Source organism: Streptomyces sp. BK208 (assembly GCF_004364245.1).
Taxonomy (GTDB): domain Bacteria; phylum Actinomycetota; class Actinomycetes; order Streptomycetales; family Streptomycetaceae; genus Streptomyces.
This window is the reverse complement of the sequence record NZ_SOAV01000006.1, coordinates 484,854-492,672: the sequence shown is the minus strand read 5'-3', so window position 1 is coordinate 492,672 and position 7,819 is coordinate 484,854. Positions and strand designations below refer to the sequence as shown.

Here is a 7,819-nt window from a genome sequence, read left to right as displayed (position 1 = left end):
ACGGACACCCCCCGCCCCGGCCCCGCACCACCCACCGAACCCAAGGCGCTACACGCACCCCCACCGAACCCGCACAGGCGCCGCAGGCATCGCAGAAACCGAACCCCGCACAGGCGCCGCAGGCATCACCACAACCGAACCCGCACAGCCGACCGCCGGCACCGCAGGCACCGCACACACCGACCCCGAGAGGCTGACCGACGTGCAAGACGTGAACGACGACGACCTCCTCGCACGAGCCAAGGCATGGCTGGCCGAGGACCCCGACGCGGACACCCGCGCGGAACTCGCCCGCCTCATCGACGCCGAGGACCTCGCCGAGCTCACCGCACGCTTCTCCGGCACCCTCCAGTTCGGCACCGCGGGCCTCCGCGGCGAACTCGGCGCCGGCCCGATGCGCATGAACCGCTCGGTCGTCATCCGCGCCGCCGCCGGCCTCGCCGCGTACCTCAAGAAGCAGGGCCACCCCGACGGCCTGGTCGTCGTCGGCTACGACGCCCGCCACAAGTCCGAGGACTTCGCCCGGGACACCGCCGCCGTGATGACCGGCGCCGGCCTCAGGGCGGCCGTACTCCCCCGCCCCCTCCCCACCCCCGTACTCGCCTTCGCGATCCGGCACCTCGGCGCCGTGGCCGGAGTAGAGGTCACCGCCAGCCACAACCCGCCCCGCGACAACGGCTACAAGGTGTACCTCGGCGACGGCTCCCAGATCGTGCCCCCCGCCGACGCCGACATCGCCGCCGAGATCGACGCCGTACGCACCCTCCACGACGTCCCCCGCCCCGGCACCGGCTGGCAGACCCTCGCCGACGACGTCCTCGACGCCTACCTCACCCGTACGGACGCCGTACTCGCCCCCGACTCCCCCCGCACCGCCCGCACCGTCTACACCGCGATGCACGGCGTCGGCAAGGACACCCTCCTCGCCGCCTTCGCCCGGGCCGGCTTCCCGCCGCCCGCCCTCGTCACCGAGCAGGCCGACCCCGACCCGGACTTCCCCACCGTCGCCTTCCCCAACCCGGAAGAGCCCGGCGCGATGGACCTCGCCTTCGCGAAGGCCCGCGAGACCGACCCGGACCTGGTCATCGCCAACGACCCGGACGCGGACCGCCTGGCGGTGGCCGTACCCGACGCCGCGGACCCCGCCGGCTGGCGCATGCTCCGCGGCGACGAGGTGGGCGCCCTCCTCGCCGCCCACCTGGTCACCCGCGGAGCGCGAGGCACGTTCGCGGAGTCGATCGTGTCGTCGTCCCTCCTCGGCCGCATCGCGGCGAAGGCGGGCCTCCCCCACGAGGAGACCCTCACCGGCTTCAAGTGGATCGCCCGCGTGGAGAACCTCCGCTACGGCTACGAGGAGGCCCTCGGCTACTGCGTCGACCCGAAGGGCGTCCGCGACAAGGACGGCATCACCGCGGCCCTCCTGATCACGGAGCTGGCCTCGACCCTGAAGGAGGCCGGCCGCACCCTCCCGGACCTCCTCGACGACATCGCCGTGGAACACGGTCTGCACGCCACGGACCAGCTCTCGGTCCGCGTGGAGGACCTCTCCCTCATCGCCGCCGCGATGCACCGCCTGCGCGAACAGCCCCCGACGACCCTCGCGGGCCTCCCCGTCACCAGGGCGGAGGACCTCACCCGGGGCACGGACATCCTCCCGCCCACGGACGGCCTGCGCTACACCCTCGACGGCGCCCGGGTGATCGTCCGCCCGAGCGGCACGGAGCCCAAGCTGAAGTGCTACCTGGAGGTGGTCGTCCCGGTCGCCGGGCACGCAGACCTCCCGGCGGCGCGGACGAAGGCGACGACCCTGCTGACGTCACTCAAGCGCGACCTGTCGGCAGCGGCAGGCATCTGAACCCGACCGGGGGCCCGCGAGGGCCCCCGCGTCACCACTCACCACCCGCACCGCACCACGCACCCACACCACGCACCCGCCCCACGCGCCCACACCTCGCACCCGCCCCACACCCCGAGGGCCGAGTCACCCCACCCCGACCGGGGGCCGACTCACCCCACCCCGAGCAGCACCGCCAGCGCCACCGCCCCGACGACGGCCGGCACGACGATCTCGTAGGCCCACCGCACCGTCACCTCGCCCTGGGAGGCCGCGGCGTCCTTCCGCGCCTCCTGCAGGTCGCGCAGCTCGTCCATGATCCTGTCGCCCTGGGCCCGCACCGGCCTGTCCGCCCCCTCGGTGGCCGTGGCCCGCCGGCCGCCCGGACCGAACTGCGACGTCCCCATGCCGCTGAGCAGACCACCGCGGCTGCCGCCGCCCGCGGCCCGCCGGTCCTCCTGCCGCGCGGCCTTCTTGCGTCCCCGCAGCGAGACGGGCACGGACCACAGCTGGTACTTGTCGCCGCTGGGGACGAGGACCTCGTTGGAGTAGGAGGACCGGAACGCCGCTACCTGCCCCCAGGGGAGCACGATCACGCGGAACGGATTGCGCACCCGCAACCGGTCCTCGTTCGCGAAGACGGCGGGCCGCACGGTGTAGGCGGCGATGAGCGGCACGAGGAAGACCAGCATCGCCAGCGCCTTCCAGCGGGTGCTCCCCTCGCCCGTGACCAGGGCGTCGATGCCGAGCCACAGCGCGAGGGCGAGGAGCAGCACGCCTCCGGCGATGCCTGCAGGCGAGCGGTAGACCCGGTCCTTGGACACGGGTTCCGACGGCTGCGGCGAGGGCGACTGGGGCTCCGGGGTCGTCATGCTGCCGATTGTGCCCGACGCCCCGCCGAAGCCTCACGGGCGGTGCCGCTACACCCGGCCCGCACCCGAAGAGCTCACCCGACCCGCCCCCGAAGAACCCACCCGACCCGCACCCGAAGAACACCCGAAGAACCCACCCGACCCGCACCCGAAGAACACCCGAAGAACCCACCCGATCCGCACCCGAAGAACACCCGAAGAACCCACCCGATCCGCACCCGAAGAACACCCGAAGAACCCACCCGATCCGCACCCGAAGAACACCCGAAGGGCCCACCTGATCCGCACCCAGGGGGCCACTCGCTCCGCACCCGGGGTCCCACCCGATCCCCACCCGGGGCTGTACAGACCGCTACGCGCGTAGATATGCTCACCTGGTGACCATGCCCACCACTGCACCCGCCGCACAGGGCCCCGTGAACGGCCCCGCACACGGACTCGCCGACGTCACCGCGTCCGACAGCACGCTGCGCCGCTTCCTCCACGGGCTGCCCGGCGTCGACACGGTCGGCCTGGAGGCGCGCGCCGCCTCCCTCGGCACCCGTTCCATCAAGACCACCGCGAAGGCGTACGCCCTCGACCTCGCCATCTCGATGGTCGACCTGACGACGCTGGAAGGCGCGGACACCCCGGGCAAGGTCCGGGCGCTCGGCGCGAAGGCGGTCCGCCCCGACCCGACCGACCGCACGGCGCCCGCCACCGCCGCCGTCTGCGTGTACCCCGACATGGTGCCCACCGCGAAGGAGGCCGTGGCCGGCTCCGGCGTGAAGGTCGCCTCGGTGGCCACCGCCTTCCCGGCCGGCCGGGCCTCGCTGGCCGTGAAGCTGGCCGACGTGCGCGAGGCCGTGGAAGCGGGCGCGGACGAGGTCGACATGGTCATCGACCGCGGCGCGTTCCTGGCCGGTCACTACATGAAGGTGTACGACGAGATCACCGCCGTGCGCGAGGCCTGCGGCACGGCGGCCCGCCTGAAGGTGATCTTCGAGACCGGCGAGCTGTCGACGTACGACAACATCCGCCGCGCCAGCTGGCTCGGCATGCTGGCCGGGGCCGACTTCATCAAGACCTCGACCGGCAAGGTCGCGGTCAACGCCACCCCCGCCAACACCCTCCTGATGCTGGAGGCGGTCCGCGACTTCCGCGCGCAGACCGGTGTCCAGGTCGGCGTGAAGCCGGCCGGCGGCATCCGCACCGCGAAGGACGCGATCAAGTTCCTGGTCCTGGTCAACGAGACCGCGGGCGAGGACTGGCTGGACAACCACTGGTTCCGCTTCGGCGCCTCCTCGCTCCTGAACGACCTGCTGATGCAGCGCCAGAAGCTGGCCACAGGCCGTTACTCCGGCCCCGACTACGTGACGGTGGACTGATCACCATGGCATCCGCATCCGCATCCGCACCTGCATCCGCATCCGCGTTCGAGTACGCCCCGGCGCCCGAGTCCCGCGCGGTCGTCGACATCGCCCCGTCGTACGGCCTCTTCATCGACGGCGAGTTCACCGAGGCCGCCGACGGCAAGGTCTTCAAGACGGTCTCCCCCTCCACCGAGGAGGTCCTCTCCGAGGTCGCCGAGGCCGGTGACGCGGACGTCGACCGCGCAGTGAAGGCCGCCCGCAAGGCCTTCGAGAAGTGGTCCGCGCTGCCCGGCTCCGAGCGCGCCAAGTACCTCTTCCGCATCGCCCGCATCGTCCAGGAGCGCAGCCGCGAGCTGGCCGTCCTGGAAACCCTCGACAACGGCAAGCCGATCAAGGAGACCCGCGACGCGGACCTCCCGCTGGTCGCCGCGCACTTCTTCTACTACGCGGGCTGGGCCGACAAGCTCGACCACGCCGGCTACGGCGCCAACCCGCGTCCGCTCGGCGTCGCGGGCCAGGTCATCCCGTGGAACTTCCCGCTCCTGATGCTGGCGTGGAAGATCGCCCCGGCGCTGGCGACCGGTAACACGGTGGTCCTGAAGCCCGCCGAGACGACCCCGCTGTCCGCCCTGTTCTTCGCGGACATCTGCCGCCAGGCGGGCCTGCCCAGGGGCGTCGTCAACATCATCACCGGTGACGGCCGCGCCGGCGCGGCGCTGACCGCCCACCCCGACGTGAACAAGGTCGCCTTCACCGGCTCCACCGCCGTCGGCAAGCAGATCGCGCGCACCGTCGCGGGCACCCGCAAGAAGCTCACGCTCGAACTGGGCGGCAAGGGCGCCAACATCGTCTTCGACGACGCCCCGATCGACCAGGCCGTCGAGGGCATCGTCAACGGCATCTTCTTCAACCAGGGCCAGGTCTGCTGTGCGGGCTCCCGCCTCCTGGTCCAGGAGTCGATCCACGACGAGCTGCTCGACTCCCTGAAGCGAAGGCTCACCACCCTCCGTCTGGGCGACCCGCTGGACAAGAACACGGACATCGGCGCGATCAACTCGGCCGAGCAGCTGGCCCGTATCACCGCCCTCGCCGACCAGGGCGAGGCGGAGGGCGCCGAGCGCTGGTCGCCGGCCTGCGAACTCCCCTCTTCCGGCTACTGGTTCGCCCCGACGCTCTTCACGAACGTCACGCAGGCGCACACCGTCGCCCGCGACGAGATCTTCGGCCCGGTCCTGTCCGTGCTCACCTTCCGCACTCCGGACGAGGCGGTCGCCAAGGCCAACAACACCCCGTACGGCCTGTCGGCGGGCATCTGGACGGAGAAGGGCTCGCGCATCCTGGCGGTCGCGAACAAGCTCCGCGCGGGTGTGATCTGGTCCAACACGTTCAACAAGTTCGACCCGACCTCGCCGTTCGGCGGTTACAAGGAGTCGGGCTTCGGCCGCGAGGGCGGCCGCCACGGCCTGGAGGCGTACCTCGATGTCTGAGCGACTCAATGTCCTGAAGACCTACAAGCTGTACGTCGGCGGGAAGTTCCCGCGTTCCGAGAGCGGCCGGGTGTACGAGGTGACCGACGCAAAGGGCAAGTGGCTGGCGAACGCGCCGCTCTCCTCCCGCAAGGACGCCCGCGACGCGGTGGTCGCCGCGCGCAAGGCGTTCGGCGGCTGGTCGGGCGCGACGGCGTACAACCGCGGCCAGATCCTCTACCGCGTCGCCGAGATGCTGGAGGGCCGCCGCGACCAGTACGTCGCGGAGGTGGCCGACGCCGAGGGCCTGTCGAAGTCGAAGGCGGCGGCGCAGGTGGACGCCGCGATCGACCGCTGGGTCTGGTACGCGGGCTGGACCGACAAGATCGCCCAGGTGGTCGGCGGCGGCAACCCGGTCGCGGGCCCCTTCTTCAACCTCTCCTCCCCGGAGCCGACCGGCGTCGTCGCCGTCCTGGCCCCGCAGGAGTCGTCCTTCCTGGGCCTGGTCTCCGTGATCGCCCCGGTCGTCGCGACGGGCAACACGGCCGTCGTGATCGCCTCGGAGAAGTCCCCCCTCCCCGCCCTCTCCCTCGGCGAGGTCCTGGCCACCTCCGACCTCCCCGGCGGCGTGGTCAACGTCCTGTCGGGCCGTACGGCGGAGATCGCGGCCCCGCTCGCCTCGCACCAGGACGTCAACGCGATCGACCTCACCGGCGCCGACGAGACGCTGGCCAAGGAGCTGGAGATCGCGGCGGCGGACAACCTCAAGCGCGTCCTGCGTCCACAGCCTGTGGACGACGTCGACTGGTCGGCGACGCCGGGCACCGAGCGCATGACGGCGTTCCTGGAGACGAAGACGGTCTGGCACCCGACGGGAGCGCTGGGCGCGTCGGGTTCCTCGTACTAGGACCACCGCGCCGCGGCAGATACACCCGCGTCACCCGCGTCACCCGCGTCACCCGCGTGCCGCGACCGAGCCGCGCCCTCCCTCCGTCCGGGGAGGACGCGGCTCTTCGCGCGCGTGCACGGCGCCGCCGACGGTGTCAGCGCAGCAGCTCCGTCACCTGTCCCAGCACCGGCACGCTGCCGAGGGACTGGGCCTGCGCGACCGGCCCCGTCAGGGCGGTCGAGGTCAGCGGCTGGAAGTCGGCGACCTTGGTGCCGACGCCGTTGTCCAGCGGGTCGACGCCGGTGCCGGCCAGCGGGTTGGGCTTCAGGTCGGCGACCGGGCCGGTGACGTAACCGACGATGCCGGTCACCGCCTGGGCGCCCGCCTGCGGGTCGATGTTGCCCAGCGAGGTGGGCCGGGTGTGGGCCAGGCCGGCGATCGTCTCGCCGCCGTCCGCGGAAGCCGTCGCCGCTCCTGCTGCCAGGGCGGCCCCGGCGGTCGCGAGGGCGACCAGGGCGCGCTGTGCGTGCGGGGTGCGGGGGGACGCGTGTCGGGACATCGCTGCTGCCACCTCTTGATGTGGATTGCTACGGACTGCCCTGACAACAGCACGGACCGTGATCAGGTCACCCCGCAGCGCCATCGGGATGTGACGCGTGCGGCAAAGTCCACCCGCGGGGTCGTACGACGGCCGTTCGATGCCTCAGACTGGTGTCCCGTGAGCTCCCATCCGCCCATACCGACGCGAGTCGTGCTGCTCTGCGGCCCCTCCGGCTCCGGCAAGTCCCTCCTCGCCGCGCACTCCGGCCTCCCGGTGCTGCGCCTCGACGACTTCTACAAGGAGGGCACCGACCCGACGCTGCCGACGGTGCCCCAGAGTTCCGACATCGACTGGGACCACCCGGCGTCGTGGGACGCGGACGTGGCGGTCGCCGCCATCGGCGAGCTGTGCCGCACGGGGCGCACCACCGTGCCCGTGTACGACCTGTCGCTCAGTGCCCGCACCGGCGCGGAGACGGTCGACATCGGGCGGACGCCGCTGTTCCTCGCGGAGGGCATCTTCGCGGCGGAACTGGTGGACCGCTGCCGCGAACTGGGCGTACTGGCCGACGCGCTGTGCCTGAGCCGGGGCCCGCTGACGACCTTCCGCCGCCGTTTCCTGCGGGACCTGCGCGAGGGCCGCAAGTCCGTGCCGTTCCTGCTGCGCAGGGGCTGGCGGCTGATGCGGCAGGAACGGTCGGTCATCGCCCGGCAGACGGCCCTGGGCGCGCACGCCTGCGACCGGGACGAGGCGATGGGCCGGCTGGCGGCCGCGGCGGCGGGACGCCGCGCCTCCGCCCGTACGACGGCCTAGGGGCCTCGGGGGGGGGGAGACAGGAAAAAGCGGGACTGGGCGGACCCCCCGG

At 72.5% G+C, this 7,819-nt stretch carries 7 protein-coding genes; 5 read left to right on the top strand and 2 right to left on the bottom strand.

Annotation, left to right across the window (positions count from 1 at the left end):
* Window positions 1-202: 202 nt before the first annotated feature.
* Window positions 203-1,855, top strand: a complete 1,653-nt coding sequence (locus EV562_RS18265) for a phospho-sugar mutase (protein WP_133887848.1) — start codon at window positions 203-205, stop codon at window positions 1,853-1,855.
* 152 nt (window positions 1,856-2,007) lie between these two features.
* Here the strand turns inward: EV562_RS18265 and EV562_RS18260 are convergent, their stop codons facing one another.
* Window positions 2,008-2,706, bottom strand: a complete 699-nt coding sequence (locus EV562_RS18260) for a PH domain-containing protein (protein WP_133887847.1) — start codon at window positions 2,704-2,706, stop codon at window positions 2,008-2,010.
* 383 nt (window positions 2,707-3,089) lie between these two features.
* On the opposite strand from EV562_RS18260, the gene deoC reads away from it, so the two are divergent.
* Genes deoC through EV562_RS18245 form a run of 3 tightly spaced genes read left to right on the top strand, consistent with a single transcriptional unit; the run spans window position 3,090 to window position 6,431 of the window.
* On the top strand, window positions 3,090-4,073 hold the full coding sequence (deoC, locus tag EV562_RS18255) for a deoxyribose-phosphate aldolase (RefSeq protein ID WP_133887846.1): 984 nt from the start codon (window positions 3,090-3,092) through the stop codon (window positions 4,071-4,073).
* A 5-nt stretch (window positions 4,074-4,078) separates the two neighbouring features.
* Window positions 4,079-5,545 (top strand): aldehyde dehydrogenase family protein, encoded by a 1,467-nt coding sequence (locus EV562_RS18250; RefSeq protein WP_133887845.1) that lies wholly within the window; start codon window positions 4,079-4,081, stop codon window positions 5,543-5,545.
* Window positions 5,538-6,431 (top strand): aldehyde dehydrogenase family protein, encoded by an 894-nt coding sequence (locus tag EV562_RS18245; RefSeq protein WP_133887844.1) that lies wholly within the window; start codon window positions 5,538-5,540, stop codon window positions 6,429-6,431. Before EV562_RS18250 ends, EV562_RS18245 begins: the two co-directional genes overlap by 8 nt.
* Window positions 6,432-6,567: 136 nt before the next feature.
* Here EV562_RS18245 and EV562_RS18240 read toward each other — a convergent pair whose 3' ends face one another.
* Complete coding sequence (locus EV562_RS18240) at window positions 6,568-6,972, bottom strand: hypothetical protein (protein WP_133887843.1); 405 nt, start codon at window positions 6,970-6,972, stop codon at window positions 6,568-6,570.
* A gap of 192 nt (window positions 6,973-7,164) precedes the next feature.
* Here EV562_RS18240 and EV562_RS18235 point away from each other — a divergent pair, with 192 nt between their 5' ends.
* Entirely contained in the window at window positions 7,165-7,767 is a 603-nt protein-coding gene (locus tag EV562_RS18235; protein WP_166661858.1) for a uridine kinase, read from the top strand.
* The last annotated feature ends 52 nt before the right edge of the window (window positions 7,768-7,819 follow it).

Coding starts and splice junctions, on each gene's coding strand:
- EV562_RS18260 (WP_133887847.1), bottom strand. CDS start 2,706: ATGACGACCCCGGAGCCCCAGTCGCCCTCGCCGCAGCCGTCGGAACCC.
- deoC (WP_133887846.1), top strand. CDS start 3,090: ATGCCCACCACTGCACCCGCCGCACAGGGCCCCGTGAACGGCCCCGCA.
- EV562_RS18250 (WP_133887845.1), top strand. CDS start 4,079: ATGGCATCCGCATCCGCATCCGCACCTGCATCCGCATCCGCGTTCGAG.
- EV562_RS18245 (WP_133887844.1), top strand. CDS start 5,538: ATGTCTGAGCGACTCAATGTCCTGAAGACCTACAAGCTGTACGTCGGC.
- EV562_RS18240 (WP_133887843.1), bottom strand. CDS start 6,972: ATGTCCCGACACGCGTCCCCCCGCACCCCGCACGCACAGCGCGCCCTG.